The organism is Polynucleobacter sp. HIN8, assembly GCF_030297615.1.
Classification (GTDB): domain Bacteria; phylum Pseudomonadota; class Gammaproteobacteria; order Burkholderiales; family Burkholderiaceae; genus Polynucleobacter.
This window is the reverse complement of record NZ_AP028139.1, coordinates 1,805,944-1,829,173: the sequence shown is the minus strand read 5'-3', so window position 1 is coordinate 1,829,173 and position 23,230 is coordinate 1,805,944. Positions and strand designations below refer to the sequence as shown.

At 47.0% G+C, this 23,230-nt stretch carries 23 protein-coding genes and 1 other RNA gene; 13 read left to right on the top strand and 11 right to left on the bottom strand.

Going from position 1 to position 23,230, the window contains the following annotated elements:
* The 8 genes from ubiB to rnpB all read left to right on the top strand — a co-directional run bounded on the left by ubiB (position 1) and on the right by rnpB (position 9,172).
* Positions 1–1,584, top strand: coding sequence for a ubiquinone biosynthesis regulatory protein kinase UbiB (ubiB, locus tag QUE65_RS09520; RefSeq protein WP_286280875.1), 1,584 nt, complete (start codon positions 1–3; stop codon positions 1,582–1,584).
* A gap of 58 nt (positions 1,585–1,642) precedes the next feature.
* Positions 1,643–2,287, top strand: coding sequence for a DUF502 domain-containing protein (locus QUE65_RS09515; RefSeq protein WP_286280874.1), 645 nt, complete (start codon positions 1,643–1,645; stop codon positions 2,285–2,287).
* Between the two features lie 8 nt (positions 2,288–2,295).
* Positions 2,296–4,095, top strand: a complete 1,800-nt coding sequence (gene aspS, locus QUE65_RS09510; protein WP_286280873.1) for an aspartate--tRNA ligase — start codon at positions 2,296–2,298, stop codon at positions 4,093–4,095.
* A 1-nt stretch (position 4,096) separates the two neighbouring features.
* Positions 4,097–4,552 (top strand): dihydroneopterin triphosphate diphosphatase, encoded by a 456-nt coding sequence (gene nudB, locus QUE65_RS09505; protein WP_286280872.1) that lies wholly within the window; start codon positions 4,097–4,099, stop codon positions 4,550–4,552.
* Positions 4,553–4,585: 33 nt separating this feature from the next.
* A complete protein-coding gene (locus QUE65_RS09500) occupies positions 4,586–6,403 on the top strand; it encodes an ABCB family ABC transporter ATP-binding protein/permease (protein WP_286280871.1) in 1,818 nt (605 codons plus the stop codon).
* A 15-nt stretch (positions 6,404–6,418) separates the two neighbouring features.
* Entirely contained in the window at positions 6,419–7,768 is a 1,350-nt protein-coding gene (locus tag QUE65_RS09495) for a glycerate kinase type-2 family protein (RefSeq protein WP_286280870.1), read from the top strand.
* Positions 7,769–7,770: 2 nt separating this feature from the next.
* Positions 7,771–8,823: a dihydroorotase gene (gene pyrC, locus QUE65_RS09490; RefSeq protein WP_286280869.1), complete on the top strand. Its 1,053-nt coding sequence runs from the start codon at positions 7,771–7,773 to the stop codon at positions 8,821–8,823.
* 42 nt (positions 8,824–8,865) lie between these two features.
* Positions 8,866–9,172, top strand: an RNA gene (gene rnpB / locus QUE65_RS09485) — RNase P RNA component class A.
* Here rnpB and QUE65_RS09480 read toward each other — a convergent pair.
* Positions 9,161–9,583 (bottom strand): OsmC family protein, encoded by a 423-nt coding sequence (locus QUE65_RS09480; RefSeq protein WP_286282514.1) that lies wholly within the window; start codon positions 9,581–9,583, stop codon positions 9,161–9,163. The two genes, rnpB and QUE65_RS09480, sit on opposite strands and share 12 nt — an antisense overlap.
* 418 nt (positions 9,584–10,001) lie before the next feature.
* Here QUE65_RS09480 and rplM point away from each other — a divergent pair, with 418 nt between their 5' ends.
* From rplM to erpA, 4 genes are all read left to right on the top strand, one after another.
* Positions 10,002–10,430 (top strand): 50S ribosomal protein L13, encoded by a 429-nt coding sequence (gene rplM, locus QUE65_RS09475; protein ID WP_286280868.1) that lies wholly within the window; start codon positions 10,002–10,004, stop codon positions 10,428–10,430.
* Positions 10,431–10,439: 9 nt separating this feature from the next.
* Positions 10,440–10,832 carry a 30S ribosomal protein S9 gene (rpsI, locus tag QUE65_RS09470; protein ID WP_108509102.1) on the top strand — a complete coding sequence of 131 codons (393 nt, stop codon included), beginning with the start codon at positions 10,440–10,442 and terminating at the stop codon, positions 10,830–10,832.
* A gap of 88 nt (positions 10,833–10,920) precedes the next feature.
* A complete protein-coding gene (gene argC / locus QUE65_RS09465) occupies positions 10,921–11,979 on the top strand; it encodes an N-acetyl-gamma-glutamyl-phosphate reductase (RefSeq protein WP_286280867.1) in 1,059 nt (352 codons plus the stop codon).
* A 67-nt stretch (positions 11,980–12,046) separates the two neighbouring features.
* Complete coding sequence (gene erpA / locus QUE65_RS09460) at positions 12,047–12,427, top strand: iron-sulfur cluster insertion protein ErpA (RefSeq protein ID WP_215370300.1); 381 nt, start codon at positions 12,047–12,049, stop codon at positions 12,425–12,427.
* 6 nt (positions 12,428–12,433) lie between these two features.
* Here erpA and QUE65_RS09455 read toward each other — a convergent pair whose 3' ends face one another.
* Positions 12,434–13,579: an anhydro-N-acetylmuramic acid kinase gene (locus tag QUE65_RS09455; RefSeq protein ID WP_353506663.1), complete on the bottom strand. Its 1,146-nt coding sequence runs from the start codon at positions 13,577–13,579 to the stop codon at positions 12,434–12,436.
* Positions 13,580–13,659: 80 nt separating this feature from the next.
* Between QUE65_RS09455 and tyrS the strand changes: the two genes are divergently transcribed.
* Entirely contained in the window at positions 13,660–14,886 is a 1,227-nt protein-coding gene (gene tyrS / locus QUE65_RS09450; RefSeq protein WP_286280866.1) for a tyrosine--tRNA ligase, read from the top strand.
* 6 nt (positions 14,887–14,892) lie between these two features.
* On the opposite strand, the gene ruvB is transcribed toward tyrS, so the two are convergent.
* The 9 genes from ruvB to murU form a co-directional block, all read right to left on the bottom strand.
* Complete coding sequence (gene ruvB / locus QUE65_RS09445; RefSeq protein ID WP_286280865.1) at positions 14,893–15,954, bottom strand: Holliday junction branch migration DNA helicase RuvB; 1,062 nt, start codon at positions 15,952–15,954, stop codon at positions 14,893–14,895.
* A 3-nt stretch (positions 15,955–15,957) separates the two neighbouring features.
* Entirely contained in the window at positions 15,958–16,539 is a 582-nt protein-coding gene (ruvA, locus tag QUE65_RS09440) for a Holliday junction branch migration protein RuvA (protein ID WP_286280864.1), read from the bottom strand.
* Positions 16,540–16,548: 9 nt separating this feature from the next.
* Positions 16,549–17,043 carry a crossover junction endodeoxyribonuclease RuvC gene (gene ruvC / locus QUE65_RS09435; RefSeq protein WP_286280863.1) on the bottom strand — a complete coding sequence of 165 codons (495 nt, stop codon included), beginning with the start codon at positions 17,041–17,043 and terminating at the stop codon, positions 16,549–16,551.
* Between the two features lie 2 nt (positions 17,044–17,045).
* Entirely contained in the window at positions 17,046–18,629 is a 1,584-nt protein-coding gene (gene purH, locus QUE65_RS09430) for a bifunctional phosphoribosylaminoimidazolecarboxamide formyltransferase/IMP cyclohydrolase (RefSeq protein ID WP_286280862.1), read from the bottom strand.
* Between the two features lie 2 nt (positions 18,630–18,631).
* A complete protein-coding gene (locus QUE65_RS09425) occupies positions 18,632–18,871 on the bottom strand; it encodes a helix-turn-helix domain-containing protein (RefSeq protein WP_215370283.1) in 240 nt (79 codons plus the stop codon).
* Between the two features lie 9 nt (positions 18,872–18,880).
* Positions 18,881–19,897, bottom strand: a complete 1,017-nt coding sequence (gene dusB, locus QUE65_RS09420) for a tRNA dihydrouridine synthase DusB (RefSeq protein ID WP_286280861.1) — start codon at positions 19,895–19,897, stop codon at positions 18,881–18,883.
* A 75-nt stretch (positions 19,898–19,972) separates the two neighbouring features.
* The gene (locus tag QUE65_RS09415; RefSeq protein ID WP_286280859.1) at positions 19,973–21,133 is read right to left on the bottom strand and encodes an FAD-dependent monooxygenase; all 1,161 of its coding nucleotides are present in this window, start codon (positions 21,131–21,133) and stop codon (positions 19,973–19,975) included.
* Positions 21,133–22,509, bottom strand: a complete 1,377-nt coding sequence (locus tag QUE65_RS09410; protein ID WP_286280857.1) for an aminopeptidase P N-terminal domain-containing protein — start codon at positions 22,507–22,509, stop codon at positions 21,133–21,135. Before QUE65_RS09410 ends, QUE65_RS09415 begins: the two co-directional genes overlap by 1 nt.
* Before the next feature lie 10 nt (positions 22,510–22,519).
* The gene (gene murU, locus QUE65_RS09405; protein WP_286280856.1) at positions 22,520–23,230 is read right to left on the bottom strand and encodes an N-acetylmuramate alpha-1-phosphate uridylyltransferase MurU; all 711 of its coding nucleotides are present in this window, start codon (positions 23,228–23,230) and stop codon (positions 22,520–22,522) included.

The following is a 23,230-nucleotide window of genomic DNA, read 5'->3' as shown; positions in this document are numbered from 1 at the left end:
GTGAGTCGTATTATTCGCCTAAGCATTATTTTTTATACAGCTTGGCGCTTTAATTTATTTGGGCTGATTCGTGATAATTTAAAGCCTGGTGTACGACGGTTCATCCTTGGACTAATTGCATCAACATCCCCAAGTCAGTTGCCGCGTGGCGAGCGAATTCGCTTGGCGCTTGAAGCGCTTGGCCCTATTTTCGTCAAATTTGGACAAGTTTTATCGACACGTAGGGACTTATTGCCCGATGATGTTTCGAATGAATTGGCCAAGCTTCAAGATCGCGTTCCACCTTTCTCCAATGAGCAATCGAAAGCAATTATTGAAAAAGCCCTGGGCCATTCCATTGAAGTAATTTTTTCATCCTTTGATGCAACCCCCGTGGCGAGCGCATCGGTCGCACAGGTTCATTTCGGGGTTTTACGTGGGAATGAGACCCATCCTGAATGGGTCGACAAAGAAATTGCGATCAAAGTACTGCGTCCTGGCATTTTGCCTGTAATTGAAAGTGATTTGGCATTAATGCATGACCTCGCACGAATTATTGAGAAAGTCTCTGAGGATGGCCGTCGCCTTAAGCCGCGTGAAGTGGTCGCTGAATTTGATACTTATTTACACGACGAGCTTGATTTGATGCGTGAGGCAGCCAATGCTAGCCAATTACGACGCAATTTTGCAAACTCCGATAAGCTCATGATTCCTGAAATGATTTGGGATCTATGCCACACCAATGTGATCGTGATGGAGCGGATGTATGGTATTTCAATTGGGAAAACCCAAGAGCTTCTTGCTGCTGGTGTTGATTTTAAGAAGTTAGCAATCGATGGCGTTGAGATCTTTTTTACTCAAGTATTTGAGTACGGGTTCTTTCATGCAGATATGCATCCAGGAAATATCTTAGTTAGTTTGGATCCCAATACATTTGGCCGATATATTTCTTTAGACTTTGGGATTGTTGGAAATTTGAGCGAGTTTGACAAAAATTATTTGGCACAAAATTTCTTAGCTTTCTTTAATCGAGACTACCGGCGCGTTGCTGAGTTACATATCGAATCGGGTTGGGTTCCAGCCAATACCCGATTAGAAGAATTGGAAGGGGCCGTTCGTACTGTTTGTGAACCCTATTTTGATCGCCCACTTAAAGATATTTCCTTGGGTATCGTGTTGATGAGACTCTTTCAAACATCTCGTCGTTTTAAAGTGGAGATTCAGCCGCAACTTACCTTGTTGCAAAAGACCTTGCTAAATGTAGAGGGTCTCGGTCGTCAATTGGATCCAGACCTAGATCTTTGGAAAACCGCTAAACCCATTCTGGAACGTTGGGTAAGTCAACAGCTTGGTTTACGGGGTTTTATTGAGGGGCTAAAAAAAGAAGCGCCAAATTGGGCAAAAATTTTGCCCACGCTGCCACGTCTCATTGCTGAAAATCTGGAACAGGTTCATCGGAAAGAGCAGCGCCCAGAATTTGATTTACTCAAACAACTGCTAGTTGATGAGCGACGCAAACGACGACAATGGCTGGGGATCACACTGTTCCTGAGTGGCTTCCTCATCGGCGCACTCTTAGTTTTGGTCCGAATCCACTCGATTTAGGCCAATTTAGCCTGAATTGGTCTTAACTCGCTAAAATAGCGGGTTAGGCGAAATTCTCATGAAAAAATACTTTATTGCTGGCATTTTGGTTTGGATACCGATGGCGGTCACTGTTTGGGTGATCACATGGGGTCTGGGTGTTATCGATCAAATCTTTGGTTGGGTAATGTCAGCCATTATTACGGTTTCACCTGGTCAGTTTTCAGGCGAGCTTCGGCATTTCCGAGAGATTCCAGGCCTTGGAATTTTGATCGTATTAGCGGTGATTGGATTTACAGGCGTCCTCGCCATCAATTTTGCAGGCCAATGGTGGCTTAAGCTCTGGGACCGGACCGTGACCCGCATCCCAATTGTGCGATCGATTTACTCCAGCGTAAAACAGGTTTCGTCGACTTTATTTTCTGGAAACAACCAAGCGTTTCGTAAAGCGTTGCTAATTCGTTATCCTCACCTTGAGTCATGGGTGATTGCCTTTCAAACCGGAACAGCAGCTCCGGAAGTAAACACCAAATTAGGTGGTGAATATGTCAATGTATTTTTACCTACGACACCAAACCCTACCTCAGGCTTTTTTATGATTGTGCCGCGCGCCAATGTGATCGAGCTGGATATGAGCGTTCAAGAAGCATTGAAGCATATTGTGTCGATGGGTTCGGTGGCACCTCGAATCGTTCAACCCAAGACCCCCAATCAACCTCATTAGGAATACTTATGTCGATGCGCAGTCATACCTGTGGTCAGGTAACTGATTCTTTAATTGGTCAAGAAATTACCCTCGCTGGCTGGGTCAATCGTCGCCGTGATCATGGCGGTGTCATTTTTATTGATCTTCGTGATCGAGAGGGTTTTGTGCAAGTCGTTTGTGATCCCGATCGCCCCGATATGTTTAAAGAGGCTGAAGGGGTGCGCAATGAGTACTGTATTCAAATTAAAGGACTAGTCCGTGCAAGACCAGCCGGAACAGAAAACTCAGACTTAATTAGTGGCAAAGTTGAGATTCTATGCCACAACTTACATGTTTTAAATGCATCGGTAACCCCACCATTTCAGCTTGATGATGACAATCTCTCAGAAACAACGCGTTTGACCCATCGGGTTTTAGATTTGCGTCGTCCGCAGATGCAAAAGAACCTGCGTCTGCGGTATCAAGTTGCCATGGAAACCAGACGTTACTTAGATGCCGCTGGTTTTATTGATATTGAAACACCAATGTTAACTAAGAGTACTCCAGAGGGTGCGCGCGATTATCTGGTGCCATCACGTGTGCATGATGGTCAATTTTTTGCTTTACCTCAATCGCCCCAATTGTTTAAGCAGTTATTGATGGTGGCTGGATTTGATCGCTATTACCAAATTACGAAATGCTTTCGTGATGAAGATTTACGCGCTGATCGCCAACCTGAATTTACGCAAATTGATTGTGAAACCGCATTTTTAGATGAGCTTGAAATCCGTTCTCTCTTTGAAAATATGATGCGGCATATTTTTAAAACTGTGATGAAGGTGGAGCTGCCAAATCCATTCCCAATCATGCCGTATTCAGAGGGGATGGCGCGGTATGGCTCCGATAAACCCGATTTGCGGGTTGCGATGGAATTTACCGAGTTAACCGACCTAATGCGGGACGTTGATTTCAAAGTATTTTCTGGCCCGGCTAATCAAGAAGGCGGTCGAGTTGTAGCCTTATGCGTTCCCGGTGGAGCAGAAATCAGTCGAAGTGAGATCGATGATTACACGCAATTTGTATCCATCTATGGCGCTAAGGGTTTAGCATGGATTAAGGTGAATTCGGTTGCAGAGGGGCGCAATGGATTGCAATCACCGATTGTAAAAAATCTACACGATGCTGCAATTGCCGGAATTTTAGAGAGAACGAAAGCAAACGATGGTGACCTGATTTTTTTTGGCGCTGATAAAACCAAAGTTGTTAATGATGCGATTGGAAATCTTCGTCTACGGATTGGTCATTCGGAATGGGGTAAGAAACACGGTCTCTTTACAGAAGGCTGGAAGCCACTGTGGGTGGTTGATTTCCCAATGTTTGATTACGATGAAGATGAAGCCCGTTGGGTGGCTTGTCATCATCCATTTACGAGCCCTAAAGATGAGCATCTGAAATTATTAGAAACCGATCCTGGTAAATGTTTGGCAAAAGCCTACGACATGGTATTGAATGGCAGTGAAATTGGCGGCGGATCGGTTCGCATTCATCAAGAGGCTGTCCAAAGTCAGGTATTCCGTGCCCTGAAGATCGGACCGGAGGAAGCAAAAGCAAAATTTGGTTTTTTATTGGATGCGCTTCAGTATGGCGCCCCTCCTCACGGAGGAATTGCATTTGGATTAGATCGTATTGTCACGATGATGACAGGAGCAGAGTCAATTCGCGATGTGATTGCCTTCCCCAAGACTCAGCGCGCTCAATGTTTATTGACGCAAGCTCCAAGTCCAGTGGATGAGCGTCAATTGCGTGAACTGCATATTCGTTTACGCAATACCAATCCGGTTAGCTAACTTGAAAATCCCGATTTCAGTTTTAGTCCTTATTCATAACAGAAATCAGGAAGTTCTCTTACTCGAACGAGCAGATCGGCCAGGATTTTGGCAATCGGTCACTGGTAGCCTTGATGAGATTGATGAGCCCCTAGAGGGGGCCGCCATTCGCGAAGTGGCAGAGGAGACTGGTATTGATATTCAAGCTTTACCTTTGGGCGCCTTACAAAATCTTCATCATGCTGTGGAGTATGAGATTTACCCTAGCTGGCGCTATCGCTATCCGCCAGGGGTGGAGCGCAATACGGAACATTGGTTTGCACTCGAAGTTCCCCCAAGTGCTGCGATTCGGGTGGCTCCACGCGAGCATCTGCAGTATGTTTGGCTACCCTATCAAGAGGCCGCCCAGAAATGTTTTTCTCATACAAACCGGGATGCCATTTTGCAGTTTTATGACAATTTATCTGCATTGAAATAATGAGAGGAACTCAGAACCGTCCATCGGGGGGGCATGTTGCCAATTAAGCGAGCTGCTAATCGTTCTGACTGGCAAGTCATTAACGATCTTTTGCCATATCTATTTGAGCATCGCTTTCGAGTTCTCTTTGCCATGTTGTGCTTAGTGGCCGCTAAATTCGCTAACTTAGGAGTTCCCATTGTCTTAAAAGACCTGATTGATGCAATGAACATTAAGCCAGGCTCTTTGCAAAGTTATTTGATTGTTCCAGCAGGTTTGATTGTGGGATACGGCGCATTGCGCTTACTTGCTTCGTTGTTTTCCGAATTGCGCGAGTTACTTTTTGCCAAAGTGACCCAAAGTGCAGTTCGTAAGATTGCACTCCAAGTCTTTGAGCATTTGCATGCACTGAGTTTGCAGTTTCATTTGGGTCGTCAAACCGGGGGAGTCAGTCGCGATATTGAGCGTGGCACGCGCGGTATTCAAACCCTTGTCTCTTTTTCGCTTTACAGTATTTTACCAACCATCATTGAATTCGTTTTAGTGTTGGCATACTTCGCCTACAACTACGATATTTGGTTTGCGATCATTACCTTTGTTGCACTAATTGTCTATATTTTTTATACGATCAAGGTAACCGAATGGCGCACCCATTACCGGCGAACCATGAATGAAATGGACTCAAAAGCCAATCAACGCGCGATTGATTCCTTGATTAACTTTGAGACCGTGAAGTATTTTGGAAATGAGCATTTTGAATCGCGTCGCTATGACGAAAATCTAAGGCATTACCAGTCCGCAGCGATTCTTTCTCAACAATCTTTAGCCATCTTAAATTTAGGTCAGCAGGCCATTATTGCAGTTGGCTTGGTTCTGATTTTATGGCGAGCCACCCAGGGGGTAGTCGATGGATCGATGACCTTAGGTGACTTAGTGCTTGTGAATACGCTGATGATTCAGCTATATACCCCCTTAAATTTTTTGGGGGTGATTTATCGTGAAATGAAGCAGTCGATCACCGATATGGATCATATGTTCACCCTTTTAAATGAAGATCAAGAAATCAAAGACTCTAAAGACGCTAAGCCTTTGCATATTCGGGATTTTGCCAAGGGTCCCGAAGTTCGGTTTGAGCATGTCTATTTTTCTTATAACGACAAGCGTGAGATTTTGAAAGACCTGAGTTTTATGATTCCGGCTGGAACAATTACGGCAGTGGTTGGTCAAAGTGGTGCTGGTAAAAGTACCTTAGCAAGACTTCTCTTTCGTTTTTATGATGTCCAATCAGGGGCGATCTTGTTAGATGGTCAAAACATTCAAGAGGTCGAGCAAGCCAGCCTGCGAAAAGTGATTGGAATTGTTCCCCAAGATACTGTTTTGTTTAATGACAGTATTGCGTACAACATTGCCTATGGAAATCCACAGGCAAGTCATGAGGCGATCGTTGAGGCGGCGCGTGCTGCACAAATGAGTCAATTTATTGAGCATCTTCCGCAAGGGTATGAGACCCCGGTGGGTGAACGCGGTCTTAAGCTTTCAGGCGGTGAGAAACAGCGAGTTGCCATTGCACGCACTCTTTTGAAAAAGCCTGCCTTATTAATTTTTGATGAAGCCACTTCGGCACTTGATTCAAAAACAGAACGCGCCTTTCAGGATGAATTATTTAATTTAGCCAAGAATCGGACGACATTGATTATTGCTCATCGACTTTCAACGGTGGTCCATGCCGATCAAATTTTAGTGATGGAGCATGGACAAATCATCGAACGCGGAACGCATTATCAACTTCTAGAGGCGAACGGTCGTTACGCTTCCATGTGGCAATTGCAAGAAAACTCACCGATTGACCCTGATCAAGCCATTGATAATTAGGCTTAAAATGGGCGAATGCGAACCACACAGCCCTCCTCAAGTCGTCAGCTATATTTAGAGGGCGCGTTCGCGGCGGCACTCGCTGTTGCCGATCCCAAAAAAATCGTCCCAGAGTACCTCGCTAAAATTTTTCCGGCTGGTAATCTACCGCAAGGTCGTTGCCTCGTAGTTGGTGCTGGTAAAGCCAGTGCAGCGATGGCAAGTGCTTTAGAGGCCTATGCCAAAACCCACTGGCCAGATACTCCAATCGATGGTTTGGTGATTACGCGTTATGGTCATGCATCGCCTACTCAGAGAATTACGATTGTCGAGGCGGGTCATCCAGTACCGGATCAGGCCGGTATGGATGGTGCTGCTGAAGTTTTGCGCCTGGTAAATACCTTGCAATCTGGCGATACTCTAATTGCTCTTGTATCAGGTGGCGGTTCGAGTTTATTAACTCTGCCGCAGCCGGGAATCACGATCGACGATATGCGTAAAACCACTGAGGCTTTACTCAACTGTGGTGCGCCGATTGAAGAGATGAATATTGTCCGCAAACATTTATCAGCCATCTTAGGTGGTAATTTAGCGCGTGTCGCACTTTCTCGAGGGGCTCGAGTTGAGGCCTTGCTTATTTCAGATGTGACCGGCGACCATCCAGCGGATATCGCAAGCGGACCATGTGCACCGGATTATTCAAGCTATAGCGATGCTTTACAGATTTTTGCTAAATACCATTTGGATGAAAGAAATATTCCAGGTTCGGTATTGAGCCATTTACGAAAAGGGCTAGCGGGGGAGATCCCAGAAACCTTAAAGCAGTCAGAGATTGATCAACATCACTTTTCTCTGCGTAATCATGTGATTGCTACAGCACATCGAAGCCTGCAAGCCGCAGCAGACTATTGCAAAGGGCATGGATACACCCCAATTATTTTGGGGGATACGATTACTGGTGAGGCTAAAGACGTTGGTCTTGTGCATGCGGGCATTGCTCGCGAGTTAGCCCATCATGCCAGTTGGGGAAAGCCACCGGTGGCGCTTATTTCTGGTGGGGAGTGCACAGTTACTCTGCCCTCCGGAACTCAGGGGCGCGGCGGTCGCTGCTCCGAATTCTTACTTTCTTTATATGCTGCAACCTCTGATTTAAAGACCTTATCTGCCATTGCTGCTGATACGGATGGTATTGATGGTAGTGAAAAAAATGCAGGCGCTTGGTTTACCCCCGAGCTGCGTTTACTCGCCATGGAAAAAAATCTACGCGCCAGTCAGTTTCAGCAATCGCATGATTGCTACGGTTTCTTTGCCGAACTGAATGCCTTGGTGCACACTGGCCCAACCTTAACTAATGTGAACGATTTTCGAATGATTTTGATCGACTAAACATGAGCAGAACTATCACCATCACGCGTCCTGACGATTGGCATTTGCATGTTCGAGATGGTGCGGTCCTTAATGATGTTTTAGCCCATACTGCAGCTCAATTTGGGCGTGCGATCATCATGCCTAACCTAAAGCCTCCAGTTACCACGGTTGATTTAGCTAAAGCCTACGAGGCCCGGATTCAGAAGGCATTAAAACAACTGGGAATTAGTCATTTCTCGCCGCTTATGACTTTATATCTCACTGACAATACGTCTGCTGATGAGGTTAAAAAGGCAAGTGAGAACAACATTATTGGATTTAAGTTGTATCCTGCAGGTGCCACCACAAATAGTGATGGCGGTGTCACGGATATAAAAAAAGCATACCCCGCTTTGGAGGCGATGCAGCGCTTCTCAGTACCCTTATTGATTCATGGTGAAGTCACTGAGCAGGCAATTGATATCTTTGATCGCGAAGCAGTCTTTATTGATCGCATCTTAGACCCCATTCGAAAGGATTTTCCAGAATTACGAATCGTGTTTGAGCACATTACGACTAAGCAAGCTGCACACTATGTGCGTGATGCCAGTACCGATGGCAAAAATACCTTGGCTGCAACGATTACAGCGCATCATTTATTGATGAACCGAAATAGCTTATTTACCGGTGGCATTCGTCCCCATCATTATTGCTTACCGGTTTTAAAGCGTGAGGAGCATCGAATTGCCTTGGTGGAAATGGCAACTAGCGGTAATCCACGTTTTTTCTTGGGAACGGATAGCGCTCCCCATCCAAAAGGCGAAAAAGAGAGCAGTTGTGGTTGCGCAGGGTGTTACACCGCGCACAATGCTTTAGGACTTTATGCCGAGGCATTTGATAGCGTTGGGAAGCTCGATCGGCTCGAGGGATTTGCAAGTCATTATGGTGCCGACTATTACAACTTACCTCGACATACAGAGACAATTACTCTGGTCAACCAACCCCAAGCCGTGCCATTTGAGTATCCAATGGGCAAGTCAACCCTAGTGCCTTTACGTGCTGGGGAAACCATCGGCTGGTCGATTGCCAATTAACTCTGCAGTGCAAATTTATATCCTCGTTTAGACTGTCATCGCAGAGTTAACCAGGCAATCGCTGCTTTCGTAAGAAAGGAGAGGAAAGTCCGGACTCCATAGGGCAGGGTGTTGGCTAACAGCCATCCACGGTGACGTGCGGAATAGGGCCACAGAGACGAGCGTATTGAGTTACGGTGAAACGCGGCAACCTCCACTCGGAGCAATCCCAAGTAAGCAAATGTTGACATGGCCCGTCGAGTTTGCGGGTAGGGAGCTTGAGCCTGTAGGTAACTGCAGGCCTAGAGGAATGATTGCCCCTTAATGCAAATTAGGGCGACAGAATCCGGCTTATCGGTTAACTCTGCACTACTTCAAAGCTATAGGTAATCTCAGCCGTTTTGCCAAGCATTGCAGTTGCTGAGCAGTATTTATCGTGAGAGAGTGAAATGGCACGCTCAACTTTGCTGGGATCTAAGTTCGAGCCTTTCACCAAAAAATGCAGATTAATTTTGGTGAATACCTTAGGATCGGATTCAGCCCGCTCGGCCTGTACCGAAACTTCACAAGCGCTTACCGATTGACGGGAGCGCTGTAGGATTAAAACGACATCAAACGCTGTACAGCCTCCGGCACCTGCTAGTAGTAACTCCATTGGACGGGGTGCAAGATTATTCCCTCCAGCCTCAGGGGCGCCGTCCATATTGAGGATATGGCCCGTTCCTGTCTGTGCCATAAATGCCATCCCAGCTTCAGGCAACCAGTTTATTTTGCATTCCATCATATAAAAATCCTCAAAAAATATTATTTCTATTTAAATCAATGTGTTAGATTAAAAAATGGCCCTGTAAGTCTTATATAAAAGATAGGGTAAACCCAAATTTTTTCTTGCATTGCACAAGTTTTAATCTTAAAATGATTTCATTGATGTCAATCTTGATTTACAAAAGTTGTTTTTTTACTATCAAGTTTGCATTCTACTGATGTCTCCTCCACCCAAACATTGGTGGATTTCAACCCGGGATTGATTCCCGGGTTTTTTTTGATATACAATTCAATGCTTTACTGAATTACCGATTCGGTCAGCGGTAATTTGTTGTACCAGTTGAGGGATTAGATCTGCGAGCCTGCAATCATAAGCGGAGCCAAAGTGCGATTTCTGAATTGGAGTGTGTTGACCAAACAATTTGAAAGTAATCATGAAAACCTTTTCCGCAAAACCGCATGAGGTAAAGCGCGAGTGGTTCGTGATTGACGCTACGGACAAAGTCCTCGGTCGTGTCGCCAGTGAAGTGGCACTCCGTCTACGCGGCAAGCACAAACCCGAATTTACCCCGCACGTCGATACTGGCGATTTCATTGTCGTTATTAATTCGTCCAAACTCCGTGTGACTGGAAGTAAGGGACTTAATAAGATTTATTACCGTCATAGTGGCTACCCCGGTGGAATAAGCTCGACCAACTTTGACAAGATGCAAGAGCGCTTTCCAGCGCGTGCTCTTGAGAAGGCCGTAAAAGGCATGTTACCCAAAGGCCCACTTGGCTATGCCATGATCAAGAAGCTCAAAGTCTATGGCGATGCTACGCATCCCCACACGGCTCAACAGCCTAAACTTTTAGAGATTTAAGGAAGCGATATGTACGGAAATTGGAACTACGGAACAGGACGTCGCAAGAGCTCGGTAGCTCGCGTCTTCATTAAATCAGGCAAGGGTGAGATTACCGTGAATGGCAAGCCCATTGACGCTTATTTTGCTCGTGAAACCTCACGCATGATTGCTCGTCAGCCTCTAGCGCTAACTAGCAATCTAACCACGTTTGACATTCAAGTAAACGTTAGCGGCGGTGGTGAGACCGGGCAAGCTGGTGCCGTTCGTCATGGTGTAACGCGTGCGCTAATTGATTATGACGCCGCACTTAAGCCAACTTTGTCAAAAGCTGGATTGGTTACTCGCGATGCCCGTGAGGTTGAGCGTAAGAAAGTTGGTTTACACGGTGCTCGCCGTCGTAAGCAATTTAGTAAGCGTTAAGCGACACCGAAATGTCTGTAAGGGGCCGCTAATGCGGCCCTTTATTTTTATACAATCTATGAATTGATAAGCTGCAATGGAGAAGAGCATGATTAAGGTCGGTATTGTGGGTGGCACGGGGTATACGGGCGTTGAATTGCTGCGCCTTTTAGCCCAGCATCCCCAGGTCCAACTGCATTCAATCACTTCTCGTTCCGAAGCGGGGATGGCCGTTGCAGAAATGTTTCCATCCTTACGTAATCGGGTGGATTTGAAATTTACTACTCCGGAAAATGCCAAGCTTACCGAGTGTGACGCCGTATTTTTTGCGACCCCTCACGGTGTTGCAATGGCGCAGGCAAAAGAATTACTAGCGGCTAATGTGAGACTATTGGATCTTGCTGCAGACTTTCGTCTTCAAGATACCAAGGTTTTTGAGCAATGGTATGGTATGCCTCATGCATGCCCGGACATCCTAAAAGAGGCGGTTTATGGTTTGCCAGAGATCAATCGGGAGAAAATTAAGAAAGCTCGTGTCGTCGGTTTGGCTGGCTGCTATCCAACCTCCGTGCAGCTAGGGCTTGCTCCATTGTTGTCGCCAAAGAATGGTTACTCAAAACCGCTAATTGATTCTCAACGAATCATTGCTGACTGTAAATCAGGTACTTCAGGCGCTGGCCGTAAAGCCGAAATTGCTACCTTGCTGTCGGAGGCAAGCGATAACTTCAAAGCGTATGCCGTGAAAGGTCATCGTCATTTGCCGGAGATTACACAGGGACTAAAAGCAATTGCTGGCCATGATCAAGTAGCCTTGACATTTGTACCCCATCTGACACCGATGATTCGGGGGATCCATTCGACCTTATATGTTCAGTTAACGCCAGAGGGTAGCTCGGTCGACTTTCAGGGGCTGTATGAAGGTTTTTATGCCAATGAGCCCTTCGTGGATGTCATGCCGCCGGGAAGCCATCCAGAGACCCGCTCGGTACGGGGTAGTAATGGCATGAAGATCGCAATTCATCGGCCTGGCGGTGGCGATACTCTCGTCATTTTGGTGGTCGAAGATAACTTAGTGAAAGGCGCCTCGGGTCAAGGTGTTCAGTGCCTAAACTTAATGTTTGGTTTGCCTGAATCCATGGGCTTAGAACAAATCGCTTTAATGCCTTGATTCACCTTGTGCAAATAGGGGAATTAAAGCCTACAATCAATCGTATAGACGTCTAAAAGGAGTAACCATGACCGCTACTAATACCGCAATAGAACAAGCTCCAGCAATGGCAGAGCCGCCTGTCCCTTTGATTTTTACGGACAGCGCAGCCGCTAAGGTTGCCGATTTAATTGCTGAAGAAGGAAATCCTGAACTAAAACTTCGTGTATTCGTTCAAGGCGGTGGATGTTCTGGATTTCAGTATGGGTTTACTTTTGATGATGCCGTTAATGAGGATGACACCAGCTTTGAAAAAAATGGGGTAACCTTGTTGGTTGATTCAATGAGCTTTCAATATCTTGTGGGCGCAGAGATTGACTATAAAGAAGACATCAACGGTTCACAGTTTGTAATTAAAAACCCCAATGCAACGACTACCTGCGGTTGCGGCTCATCTTTTTCAGCCTAATTCATTTCAGGCAGGATAAAGCGCCCCGAGGATTCGTAAGCCCTTTGCTCCAGTAACGGCCGGCACATTTGCTGGCCGTTTTTGCATGAAGGCCCAGGCTAACCAAGCAAACGCCAGACTTTCAACTAGCTGAGGATCAATTCCGAATTGGGCCGATGATGCAATCTTTAAATTCGGCATTTGATCACGTGCTTGAATTTTAAGAAGCTCAAGCAAAGCAATATTTCGAACGCCCCCTCCACACACAATTAGAGTCTGAGTATTGCTCGCAAAGGAGCGTAATGCCTTGAGGATGCTATCAATTGTGAGCTGTAAGAGAGTGGCTTGAACATCTTCAGGGGTAAGCGAGAGTCCAGTCATTAAATCATCTAGCCAGCGCAAATTAAAGTAATCCCGCCCCGTACTCTTAGGAGGTTGCTTTGTAAAGTAAGGATCTTGGAGCATCCGCGACAAGAGCTCTGAGTCGGGAGTGCCCGAACTGGCCCATTGCCCGTCATCATCAAATGCTTTTCCATGATGGCGATAAATCCAGGCATCAAGCAATAAATTACCCGGCCCACAATCAAAACCAAATACCTCACCAGATCTTGGAAGAATCGTCAGATTTGCAATTCCACCAATATTTAGAATGGCACGGTTTTCTAGGGGGTCGTAAAACTGTTCACGATGAAAGGCGGGGACCAAAGGAGCGCCTTGACCACCAGCCGCCATGTCACGAGTTCGAAAATTAGCAATGACATTTATTCCAGTGAGCTCAGCCAATAAAGCCGGATTAAGGCTCTGATGGGTATAACTTTTGAGATGATCGGATGCGGGTTGATGACGCAGTGTTTGCCCATGGGCGCCAATCGCACATATCGAACTGGGTTGAATATTTTGAATTCGTAATAGTTCTTGGCATAACTCTGCATACGATTTGGCAAGCGCGTTGGCAACTAAGTGTTCACGGTGCAGCTCGGCATTAGTCGCGAACTGTAATTCTGCAAGCTCAGACTTCAGGTTCGTATCAAAGCCGACACTATGGGACTGAATCAGACGCGCTTTACCCGCAGCATTGATCTCGGCTAAGACCGCATCAATACCATCTAGGCTAGTTCCCGACATGAGTCCAATAAATAGGGGACTGGGTATGTTTGCTTGATTAGAATTCAAAGGTGTAACGAACTTTCTTGAGAATGCGACAATATCACGTTGACGATATTAAACCTTTAATTTAACTGAAAAAATTAGGCATGAGCACAAAATCCTATCCAGTGACCCCACGCGTTCTTGAGGCCATGGAAGTCACTAAGCGTGGCTGCGAGGAGTTGCTGGTCGAGGCAGATTGGCTTCAAAAATTAGCACGTAGCGAGGCAACCCAAAAGCCATTACGAATCAAATTAGGTTTGGATCCAACCGCGCCAGATATTCATTTGGGCCATACCGTTGTTTTGAATAAGCTACGCCAGTTGCAAGATCTGGGTCATACCGTCATTTTCTTGATTGGTGACTTTACCAGCATGATTGGGGATCCCTCGGGGCGCAATAGTACCCGTCCGCCATTAACCCCCGAAGAGATTGCTGTGAATGCAAAAACGTATTACCAGCAAGCGAGCATTATCTTAGATCCTAGCAAAACGGAAGTACGTTACAACAGCGAGTGGTGCGATGCCTTAGGCGCGCGAGGCATGATTACCTTAGCTGCTAAATATACAGTCGCTCGCATGCTCGAACGCGATGACTTCACAAAACGCTATCGTGGTGGTGTACCAATTTCAGTGCATGAGTTCTTGTATCCATTAATGCAGGGTTATGACTCAGTAGCTTTGCAAAGTGATTTAGAGCTGGGCGGTACTGACCAAAAGTTCAATCTTCTCGTCGGTCGCGAACTACAAAAAGAGTATGGCCAAGAGCCCCAATGCATCTTGACGATGCCTCTCTTAGTCGGCCTCGATGGGGTTGAGAAGATGAGTAAGTCGAAGGGCAATTACATCGGTATCAACGAGCCCGCCAATGAAATGTTTGGAAAGGTGATGAGTATTTCCGATGAGCTTATGTGGAGCTACTTCACATTATTGTCATTTAGGCCCATGGCTGAAATTGATCTCATGAAGCAAGAAGTCGCTGCGGGCCGCAATCCGCGGGATTGCAAAGTGTTATTGGGTCAAGAGATTGTGGAGCGGTTTCATTCTCAGCAGGCTGCCATAAAAGCGCTCGAAGACTTTAATCATCGTGCCAAAGGTGGAATACCCGACGATATTCCTGAGCTTGAGTTAACCGGGGCTCCGCTAGGTATCGCCGCTCTTTTGAAAGCTGCCAATTTAGTACCATCGACCTCGGAGGCCAATCGCAATATTGAGCAACATGGTGTGCGTATTGACGGAGCAGTAGTGAGCGATAAGGCTTTGAAAGTAGAGCTAGGCACCTACGTCATCCAAGTTGGCAAGCGTCGCTTTGCCAAAGTCACACTTAAAAAATAACTGAATTTAATCCAGCAAATCGAGATTTGTAGAGTTACATGGGGCCTTGAGGCCAAAATGTTCATAACACTGACGGGTGGCAATGCGACCGCGTGAGGTACGTTGCAAATAACCTTGCTGAATCAAAAAGGGTTCCAACACATCTTCGATAGTGTCGCGTTCTTCGCCAATGGCCGCAGCTAAATTATCAATACCGACTGGACCCCCATTAAATTTATGCAAGATTGCTTCGAGGAGCTTGCGATCCATCACATCAAATCCCATTGGATCCACATCTAGCATGGCTAGGGCAGCGTCAGCCATTGACTTCGTTATTACCCCGCTGCCCTTTACTTCTGCGTAGTCCCGAACCCTGCGAAGCAAACGGTTCGCAATTCGAGGTGTACCGCGGGCTCGACGCGCAATCTCGCTTGCACCCTGGGGATCAATTTGGGCATTGAGTAAAGTAGCCGATCGTTCAATAATCTTTGTGAGTTCTGCCGAAGAATAAAACTCAAGTCTTGCCACAATCCCGAAGCGATCCCGTAAGGGGTTGGTTAGCATTCCAGCACGCGTCGTTGCCCCAATCAAGGTAAAGGGCTTGAGATCTAACTTTACGCTGCGGGCTGCAGGACCTTCACCAATCATGATATCGAGCGAATAATCCTCAAGAGCTGGGTAGAGAATTTCTTCGACCACGGGTGAAAGCCGATGAATCTCATCGATAAATAGAACATCGTTTTCTTCAAGGTTGGTGAGAAGTGCGGCAAGATCACCAGGGCGATCCAATACCGGACCACTCGTTTGTCGAAGATTAACCCCCAGTTCTCGGGCAATGATGTGCGCTAAAGTCGTTTTGCCTAAACCTGGCGGACCAAACAATAAAACATGATCCAAGGCTTCTTTACGCTTGCGCGTTGCGTTGATGAATATTTCGAGTTGCGAGCGTGCCTTACTTTGACCAACGTATTCATCGAGCTGTTTTGGACGAAGAGCTCTCTCAAAGACAGCTTCGGCCTGTCCAGCCCCAGGACTGACAATACGGTCACCATCATCATCGGTATCTAAGTTATCAGTATGAATCGCCACGACTTAAGCCTTTGAGAGGGATTTAAGGGCGATCTTAATCCCATCTGAAACACTGGTATCGACAGGGATTTGACGAATCGCAAGATGCGCTTCTTTATCCGAGTAGCCCAAGGAAACTAACGCTTGGATGACTTCGGAAGTAACATCTGGCTTACCGGAGGCATTCTGAGCAATTCCTAAATCGGGGGCTAATTTACCTTTGAGTTCTAACAAAAGGCGCTCAGCCGTTTTTTTGCCAATGCCGGGAACTCGAACGAGGGCGCCTGGATCTTGGCTTGCAATAGCTTGAATTAACTCATTCACACTCATACCCGATAGCACTGCTAGGGCAGTGCGTGCCCCAACCCCACTGATCTTAATCAGAGACCGAAACGCATGACGCTCAGCTTCCGTTGCAAAACCAAATAATTGTTGTTGATCTTCGCGTACATGAAAGTGCGTGAGTAGAGTAATTAACTGACCGACGGCTGGGAGCTGATAAAGGGTGCTCATGGGTACGTCAACTTCGTAGCCAACACCATGGCAATCGATCAGCAATTTGGGAGCTGAAATCGTAATAAGTGTGCCATGGATGCGTCCAATCATGACTCTATCTTAACGCTTTGCTTTAGTCATTTGAACTTGATGATGGTGAGCGGCACAAATAGCGACCCCAAGTGCATCGGCTGCATCAGGTGATGGACTTTTTTTGAGCTTCAGTAAGCGCTTTACCATTTCTTGCATTTGTGTTTTGTTAGCCCGACCGGTACCAACAATGGCTTGCTTGATGCCACGCGCACTGTATTCAGAAACCGAAAGACCCGTCGATACGAGAGCGGCAATTACGGCACCGCGTGCTTGCCCAAGCATCAGCGTGGAGCGCGGATTAACATTTAAGAAGATTTCCTCAATCGCGGCGGCATCAGGCTGATAGCGAAGGAGCACCTCTTGGACCCCCTGATACAAGGTACCGAGACGGTGAGGCAAGCCCAAGGCAACCTCACCGCTCTCAATGATTCCTGAACTGATGTAGCGCAATTGTTGACCTTCGAGCTCAATCACTCCAAAGCCAGTGGTTCGTAAGCCAGGATCAATCCCTAACCAACGCATGATTAATGCCTAAAGTGCCGAGTGCTCGTAAACACCATCGAAATACCATGCTCATTGGCAGCCTCAATCACTTCGGGATCGCGCATGCTGCCCCCAGGTTGAATCACGCTAGTTGCACCGGCAGCGACAACTACGTCGAGTCCATCGCGAAATGGAAAGAAGGCATCGCTCGCAACAGCCGACCCTTTTAAACTTAGGCCAGCATGTTCAGCCTTTATGCTTGCAATTCGAGCGGAGTCAATACGACTCATTTGTCCAGCCCCAATCCCCAAGGTCATGCCATTGGCGCAATATACGATCGCATTGGATTTCACAAATTTTGCCACTCGCCAGGCAAACATCAGATCCGCTAGTTCAGTGGGACTTGGCTGACGTTTAGTTACAACTTGTAATTCTTGGGGAAGCACATTTTTTGAATCACTCGATTGCACTAAAAGACCACCCCCAACGCGCTTAAAGTCAAACTGATTGAGGGAATTACTTGCCCGATCCGGTAGGGGAATTTCTAAAAGGCGTACATTTTGTTTATTAGCAAAAATTGTCTTGGCCGATTCAGTAAATGATGGCGCGATCAGCACTTCAACAAATTGCTTTGCAATTGCTGTGGCACACGTTTCATCGCAGGGGCGATTGAGTGCAATGATTCCTCCAAAGGCAGAGGTTGGATCAGTTTGTAATGCTTTTAGGTAAGCTTTTTCAGCCGACTCAGCAATTGCCACGCCGCATGGGTTGGCATGTTTAATGATGACACATGCAGCCTGATCACCGCTGATAGATTTGACGCATTCCCAAGCGGCATCGGAGTCGGCAATATTGTTAAAGGACAGTTCTTTGCCTTGAAGCTGCTGGTAGTGGGCTAGGCTTCCGGTTGGCGCTACAAGGTCTTTATAAAACGCAGCTGATTGGTGAGGGTTCTCACCGTAGCGCATTTCTTGAACACGCTCAAAAGCGATATGTAGGGTCTGCGGATAAGGATGGCGCTTACGATGATCTTGCGCGTCATCCAAAGAACTTAAGTAGTTCGCAATTGCTCCATCGTATTGGGCGGTATGGGCAAACACCTTTTTAGCAAGCGTCAAGTTGGTTGTAAACGAAACCGTATTCTGATTACGACGCATTTCTTCTAAAACAGGCTCGTAATCAGCTGGCGAAATGAGGACGGTGACATCCTGATGATTCTTGGCGGCTGCTCGCAGCATAGCGGGTCCGCCAATATCAATGTTTTCAATTGCTTCATCAAAGCTACAGTGAGCTTGACTAATCGTTTGAGTAAACGGATACAGATTAATTACCAATAAATCAATCGTCTCAATACCTTGCTCGGCAATAGCGTCCATATGTTCTTTAGAATCGCGCCGAGCCAGCAAACCACCATGAACTTTTGGGTGCAAGGTTTTGACTCGCCCATCTAACATTTCAGGAAAGTTGGTAAGAGTTGCAACCTCGGTTACTGGTAACCCTTCTTGGGCTAAAAGTTTTGCGGTACCCCCAGTAGAGATCAGTTTTATACCTAGGGTATGGAGCGCTTGGGCAAGCTGAACAATACCGGTTTTATCGGATACGGAGAGAAGGGCTGTACGAATCATAGTTAGATTAAGCGGTGCTCGACTAGTTTTTTACGCAAGGTGTTGCGATTAATTCCTAAATACGAAGCGGCTAGGGATTGGTTTTGTTTGGCATGCGCCATCACCAGCTCTAACATTGGTTTTTCAACCACACTAAGTACCATTTGATAAATATCATTGGGCGGGGTGCCTTTGAGGTCATCAAGATAGCGCTGCAGATTGATTTCAATGCACTCCGTAACAGGATGTTTATTACTTTTCATGGAGGTAATTTAGGCTGCTTCTAAAAATAAAAGATGATCAGAATGGAGCTTCATCTCATCAAAATAATCATTAACAAGTTGTAGTTGCGTTTTGCAATCTTCGGCGCTATTCATGAGATGCCGAAACGCATGCGAGTTGCGTAAGCCCTTGCAGTACCAGGCAATGTGTTTACGGGCAGTTCGTAGACCCGTGTACTCTCCATAAAAGGCGTAATGATCTAGCAAGTGCTCATTGAGGATTGCCTGAATTTCATGAATGTGCGGTGCCGGTAGGATTTCACCGCTTGCTAAATAGTGATTAATTTCCCGAAAAATCCAAGGCCTGCCTTGCGCTGCTCGTCCAATCATGAGCGCATCTGCCCCAGTGATGCGCAAAACCTGCTTGGCTTTCTCGGGACTGTCGATATCACCATTAGCAACCACTGGAATGCCAATACGGCTCTTTACTGCCGCAATCGTTTCGTATTCAGCATCACCATGGTACAAATCCGCTCTGGTTCGCCCATGAATCGTGAGCATAGAAATTCCAGCCTCCTGCGCAATTTTTGCGATTTCTAACGCGTTTTTATGATCACGGTCCCAGCCAGTTCTAATTTTGAGAGTTACTGGGACAGCATCAGGCCCAATTCCAACAGCTTGAACCACAGACTCCACAATTTGCTGCACTAAAGGTTGATCCTTTAGGAGGGCAGAACCCGCGGCGACATTGCATACTTTTTTGGCAGGGCAACCCATATTGATATCGATAATTTGAGCGCCACGATCGACATTTAGGCGAGCGGCTTGCGCCATCATGTTTGGGTCAGCTCCTGCAATTTGTACTGCGATGGGTTTGAACTCACCAATATGGTTAGCCCGCCTCAAAGTTTTTTCACTATTCCATAGCATGGCATTGGAAGCGATCATTTCAGAGACTGCGTAACCTGCACCTAATTTCTTACATAATTGACGAAAAGGACGATCGGTAACACCGGCCATTGGCGCAACAAAAAGAGCGTTGGCTAGTGAGTAGGGGCCGATTTGCATGCTGAGGGAAATGGATCAGAACTAGAGGCATCACTGTACCACATCCGCTACTCAACTGCTTAATTTTTAGGCAACCTAGCGCCGACCAAACATCATTTGTTTTGCGAGAGCCACTTTTACCGGAGGTAACCAGGCTAGAGCACCCAGTGCAAGTCCGCGTGAGACCTGAATAGGTAATAAGGGCGAGGTGAACACGCGAGCTAAGAAATCGGTAATGCCAATAGTCGCACGTCGATCGACTTGGCGGCTTTTTGCATACTCAAGCAGTTGGGCCTTCACGGCATCAGGCGTTACCGCGTATGTTTGCTTAAAGAGATCCGCTAGTTTCTCGGCGAGCAAGTAAGCGTCGCGTAAGCCAAGATTCAGGCCTTGGCCAGCCACCGGATGCAAGGTCTGCGCGGCATTGCCAATCCACACCTCATGGCCCGTACAAATGTCTTTGCGATAGTTCAATCCCAGATCATAGAGACGCCGATTTGCAATGTTAGTAAATCGGCCTAGACGCTGACCAAAACTATGCTCTAGTTCCGCAAGGAACGCATCATCACTCAGAGCCAGTCGGCGTTGACTGGACTCTGGGGAGGCGCACCAGACCAGGTTATGCGTATGAGGACCTAAATGCGAGGGTAGCAGTGCAAGCGGGCCCTCATCGGTAAAGCGCTCCCACGCTTGATGGGCAATAGGATGGTCAACATCGACGGTTCCCACCAGAGCAGCTTGACGGTAATCGCGGCCAGACTCGACCCAATCCTGTTGCTTAAATAATCCGCCCTCGGCATGTACGATGCAGGCTGCTGGTGGCGTACTGAAGTTTTCATCCGCGTTGTGATGCCATACAAAATTAGGTGAATGGGCCCCCAGAGCTCGCAGCGCGTTTCTAAGGGTTAGATGAATGTCACGATAGCGACTAATATGACCTAGGGCATCCTGCCCCAGTTCTTCGCGCGTCATGAGGGCTCGACCAAAGCGACCGACCTGAGAGACGTGAATTCGATGAATCGCTGGGCAATTGGATGGCCAAGCATTAATCGTATCGAGTAGTAATTTACTACCATGCGATAGAGCAATACCACGTTGATCACCTGATTGAATTTGCTCATCACCCTCTGGGTTGCGATCAATTAAGATCAGATTAATGTGCGGGTTTTTCTGTAAAAGCCACGCTGCGCAAGCGAGACCCACAGGACCTCCGCCTTGAATCACCACTCCAAAGGATGACTTCATGGATTCACTCATCAAGACCGGATGATGGACTCAATTTCAAGCGGATCAACCGGGACACCACGGGAGATGAGTTCACAACCATTTGCAGTGACTAGGGCGTCATCCTCAATCCGAATTCCAATATTCCAGAAGGCCTCAGAAATATCCTCCGCAGGACGAATGTAAAGACCAGGTTCGATGGTGAGCACCATATTTTCTTGAAGAGTGCGCCAAGGTCTTTCGGTACCTGGTTGAGTAACAGTATCCAGTTCTCGATACGATCCAACGTCATGGACATCCATTCCTAACCAATGGCTGGTGCGGTGCATGTAAAAGCGTTTATAGGCTCCCGTCTCAATCGCATGATCGAGCGAGCCTACTTCATCGATTCGGATTAACTTTTCATCGATTAAGCCCTGAGTCAGTACTCGAACCGCTGCTTGGTGTGGATCGATAAACGAATAGCCGGGGCGAGTCGCAGCAACTGCCGCTTGTTGGGCAGCGAGTGTAATGTCATAGAGCGCACGTTGAGCACTACTAAATCGTCCATTAACTGGAAAGGTTCTGGTGATATCCGAGGCGTAGCCATGAAGCTCACACCCGGCATCAATTAGACATAAATCACCATCGAAGAGTTCAGCAGATCCTGCGCGGTGATGCAGAACGCAGGCATTTGCACCGGCGGCCACAATGCTGTTGTAGGCGACACTTTCTGCCCCATGGTAACGAAACTCATAGAGCAGCTCAGCTTCCAATTGATATTCACGTTTCCCGGGCTTGCAAGAGCGCATGGCACGAATATGGGCTTGTGCAGATATTGCCGCCGCATGCCGCATGATCTCAATTTCTTCAGGATCTTTGAATAAACGCATTTCATGAATGACGGATTCAATGTCATGAAACACCTCGGGGGCATTCACACCCGTGCGGGCTCGCAAACGGACCGTATTCATCCAATGGCGTAAAGATGCATCGTTTTCAGAGGCAGTAGCGAGTTTGACATATACCGCATCTTGATCTGCTAAGAAGTCGGGAAGTTTTTGGTCTAACTCTGAATTTGGGTAGGCAGCATTCATCAGCAAAAGAGCAGGTGCCTCTTGAGGGCCCAAGCGGTATCCATCCCAAATCTCGCGTTCGAGATCTTTGGGCCGACAAAAGAGGTGAGTCTCATAGCTCGACTTTGAAACAAGCATCACTAAGGTAGCCGCAGGCTCCTCAAAACCAGTGAGGTAATAGAAGTCGCTGTCATGCCGATAGGGAAAGTCGCTATCCCGATTGCGAACTTTTTCTGGAGCCGTCCCCAGTATGACAACGCCACCCCCCGTTTTAGCCTGGATCAACGAAGCCAGGCGATCGCGGCGCTTTTGGCAGGCGCTAATCAATGAATGTTGCAGGTTGGGACGATTCATTTTTAAGTTCTTAGGATCGATTTAATTCAGCAAGGCGTTCGGGACTACCTACATCCTGCCACGAACCCAAATATTTTTCACCGGAGATTTGATTATTGAGCATTGCCCTGCGTAAGATGGGGGCTAATTTAGCACTTTCCCCCCGAATTAAGCCATCAAACAAGCGGCGATGGTAAATGCCAATCCCTGAAAAAGTAAGTTTTGGACAATGAGCGTTCGGATTCTCTTCTCCGCGCACGATGCTGCCATCGAGATAAAAGTCGCCGGTGGGGTGATGCGGTGGATTGGGTACCAAAATCAGATGAGCTAAAAACTGCTCTTGAGTACGGAGTTGTTCGCCACGTTTAATCAATTCTGAGACTGGAAAATTAGGACAAAAGATATCCCCATTCATTACTAGAAAGAAATCATTCGGATTAAGAATGGGCAGTGCCTGGCAGATTCCCCCGGCTGTCTCCAAGGCGCTTACCTCCGGAGAGTACTGAATGGATAAGCCATAGTCATGACCATTCCCAAACGCTGCCTCAATCTGATTACCAAGCCAAGCATGATTGATCACGACATTTTGAACACCAGCCTGATGGAGCGATTCCAAATGCCAACCTAGTAATGACTTGCCCTTCACCTTTAATAGGGGTTTCGGTGTATGGTCGCTTAATGGCCGCATGCGTTCCCCACGACCAGCCGCTAATAGAAGACAAGGAAAATGCTGTGCAGTCAT

What these genes read in the sequence shown, in the direction of transcription:
- QUE65_RS09515 (WP_286280874.1), top strand. Translation starts at nt 1,643, where the DNA reads ATGAAAAAATACTTTATTGCTGGCATTTTGGTTTGGATACCGATGGCG.
- aspS (WP_286280873.1), top strand. Translation starts at nt 2,296, where the DNA reads ATGTCGATGCGCAGTCATACCTGTGGTCAGGTAACTGATTCTTTAATT.
- QUE65_RS09500 (WP_286280871.1), top strand. Translation starts at nt 4,586, where the DNA reads ATGTTGCCAATTAAGCGAGCTGCTAATCGTTCTGACTGGCAAGTCATT.
- QUE65_RS09495 (WP_286280870.1), top strand. Translation starts at nt 6,419, where the DNA reads ATGCGAACCACACAGCCCTCCTCAAGTCGTCAGCTATATTTAGAGGGC.
- pyrC (WP_286280869.1), top strand. Translation starts at nt 7,771, where the DNA reads ATGAGCAGAACTATCACCATCACGCGTCCTGACGATTGGCATTTGCAT.
- QUE65_RS09480 (WP_286282514.1), bottom strand. Translation starts at nt 9,583, where the DNA reads ATGGAATGCAAAATAAACTGGTTGCCTGAAGCTGGGATGGCATTTATG.
- rplM (WP_286280868.1), top strand. Translation starts at nt 10,002, where the DNA reads ATGAAAACCTTTTCCGCAAAACCGCATGAGGTAAAGCGCGAGTGGTTC.
- rpsI (WP_108509102.1), top strand. Translation starts at nt 10,440, where the DNA reads ATGTACGGAAATTGGAACTACGGAACAGGACGTCGCAAGAGCTCGGTA.
- argC (WP_286280867.1), top strand. Translation starts at nt 10,921, where the DNA reads ATGATTAAGGTCGGTATTGTGGGTGGCACGGGGTATACGGGCGTTGAA.
- erpA (WP_215370300.1), top strand. Translation starts at nt 12,047, where the DNA reads ATGACCGCTACTAATACCGCAATAGAACAAGCTCCAGCAATGGCAGAG.
- tyrS (WP_286280866.1), top strand. Translation starts at nt 13,660, where the DNA reads ATGAGCACAAAATCCTATCCAGTGACCCCACGCGTTCTTGAGGCCATG.
- ruvA (WP_286280864.1), bottom strand. Translation starts at nt 16,539, where the DNA reads ATGATTGGACGCATCCATGGCACACTTATTACGATTTCAGCTCCCAAA.
- ruvC (WP_286280863.1), bottom strand. Translation starts at nt 17,043, where the DNA reads ATGCGTTGGTTAGGGATTGATCCTGGCTTACGAACCACTGGCTTTGGA.
- purH (WP_286280862.1), bottom strand. Translation starts at nt 18,629, where the DNA reads ATGATTCGTACAGCCCTTCTCTCCGTATCCGATAAAACCGGTATTGTT.
- QUE65_RS09425 (WP_215370283.1), bottom strand. Translation starts at nt 18,871, where the DNA reads ATGAAAAGTAATAAACATCCTGTTACGGAGTGCATTGAAATCAATCTG.
- dusB (WP_286280861.1), bottom strand. Translation starts at nt 19,897, where the DNA reads ATGCAAATCGGCCCCTACTCACTAGCCAACGCTCTTTTTGTTGCGCCA.
- QUE65_RS09415 (WP_286280859.1), bottom strand. Translation starts at nt 21,133, where the DNA reads ATGAGTGAATCCATGAAGTCATCCTTTGGAGTGGTGATTCAAGGCGGA.
- QUE65_RS09410 (WP_286280857.1), bottom strand. Translation starts at nt 22,509, where the DNA reads ATGAATCGTCCCAACCTGCAACATTCATTGATTAGCGCCTGCCAAAAG.
- murU (WP_286280856.1), bottom strand. Translation starts at nt 23,230, where the DNA reads ATGACTGCACAGCATTTTCCTTGTCTTCTATTAGCGGCTGGTCGTGGG.